2 protein-coding genes are annotated in these 1665 nt (G+C 45.3%); one reads left to right on the top strand and one right to left on the bottom strand.

The annotated features are described in order from the left end of the window. The gene (locus tag ACTXGO_RS13360) at window positions 1-531 is read right to left on the bottom strand and encodes a YcgN family cysteine cluster protein (RefSeq protein WP_443574863.1); all 531 of its coding nucleotides are present in this window, start codon (window positions 529-531) and stop codon (window positions 1-3) included. A gap of 137 nt (window positions 532-668) precedes the next feature. On the opposite strand from ACTXGO_RS13360, the gene ACTXGO_RS13365 reads away from it, so the two are divergent. Next, window positions 669-1406: a dienelactone hydrolase family protein gene (locus tag ACTXGO_RS13365; RefSeq protein WP_435949776.1), complete on the top strand. Its 738-nt coding sequence runs from the start codon at window positions 669-671 to the stop codon at window positions 1404-1406. Window positions 1407-1665: the final 259 nt, after the last annotated feature.

Raw genomic sequence — 1665 nt, forward strand, 5'->3', positions numbered from 1 at the left:
CTAAGGCGTCACCCAAGTTACCACGCGATCCTCCATCTCTTCATCCAAGATGCCCGTTTCAGATACGCAGCGCCCTGCTATGCCCACGTTGGCCGCGCGCATTTGCTGCTGGGTTGCGACCGCATCGCGGGTCAGAAGTAGATGCCATTCTGGTAGCGCCTGCCCTTTATATAGCCTTTTATACGCGCAGTGCTCAGGCAGCCACATCATCGTCGGCACCTTATCGGGCGTGAGTTGAATACAGTCAGGCACATAATGCTGGCGTGTGGCGTAGTGCTGACAGTAGCCTGTGGCGCAGTCCATGAGCTTACAAGCGACATCGGTATACTCAACCTCTTCTTCGTCATCGCCATTATCCATAAACTTAATCAAGCAGCAGCTACCACAGCCATCACACAGCGCTTCCCATTCGCTGTGATTTAGCTCATCAAGCGTATAGGTTGACCAAAACTGTGGGCGCAAAATCTCAGTCTTGGGTTCTGAGTGCGCAGGTAAGCTCACAGCATTTTTACTTAGTAAATTGATAGTCATAAAATTGTAGTAGCATTTTGATAAAGAGCGTTACAGTATTATAGCTGTTTTTGAGTGAGATGGGCGCTAAGGTAGTACGGGTCAAACCAATGATGATTTTTAATTAAAAATGTTATAACACAAAAAAGGATAATAAAATGTCAATTAAGACTTTTGAGTTAATCAGCACTACCGAAAACAACGTCGAGCTTATTAGCTATGTAGCACTCCCAGAGAGCGCCACAGATGACAACCCAGTTGCAGGTATCATGGTCGCGCCAGAATGGTGGGGCGTGGTCGATCATCCAAAATCTGTAGCTGAGCGTTTAGCAAAAGCAGGCTATGCGGCTGTGGTCATGGATGTATACGGCGAAGGCAAATTGACAGGCGATGCTGCTATGGCCAATATGTGGATGGAGCAAGTACTTGCAGATCAAGACATGCTTATGTCACGTTGCCGCCTGATCTTAAATGACTTTAGCGATCAATTGGCTGTCGATGGTAACAATCTAGGCGCAATTGGCTTTTGTTTTGGCGGTAAAGTCGTCCTCGATATGGCGCGCGAAGGCATGCCATTAAAGGCCGTTGCTAGTTTCCACGGTAACTTGGCACCCAAGCAACCTGCGGACAATAACTTTAGCGCAAAAGTACTCGTCGCTCATGGCGCAGAGGACTCTATGATCTCTATGGATGCGGTAGCGGACTTTAAAAAAGAGATGGACAACGCAGGCACCGATTACACTGTCGATGTCTATGACAATGCCAAGCATGGTTTTACCAACCCACATGCGGACGAGCGCGCTGCCAAAAACGATATCGATTTGGGCTATAACGAAAAAGCGGCGAATGAGAGCTGGGATAAAATGATGGACTTTATGAAAGCTAATTTGTCGTAAGTGAATTGTTAGAGTCTTATTTTCTTAAGACAGAGCAGGGTTATCCTGCTCTGTTTTTTTATGTGTCAAAGCATTTTATATATAAATGGGTTCAAGGAAATTTACCAAGTTGTGTTTATCTTAAAATAGCGTCATCATTAGTTTATTATCAAAAAAGGTAATCGCAATGCTAGGTTGGTTTGGCTTTACTATTTTGCTGCTTATCATCGTTGTGCTGCATAACAAGTTAAATAAGCAACTGCTTGAATTGCGCGGTGAC

It is taken from the genome of Psychrobacter sp. T6-1, assembly GCF_052258445.1.

Coding starts and splice junctions, on each gene's coding strand:
- ACTXGO_RS13365 (WP_435949776.1), top strand. CDS start 669: ATGTCAATTAAGACTTTTGAGTTAATCAGCACTACCGAAAACAACGTC.
- ACTXGO_RS13360 (WP_443574863.1), bottom strand. CDS start 531: ATGACTATCAATTTACTAAGTAAAAATGCTGTGAGCTTACCTGCGCAC.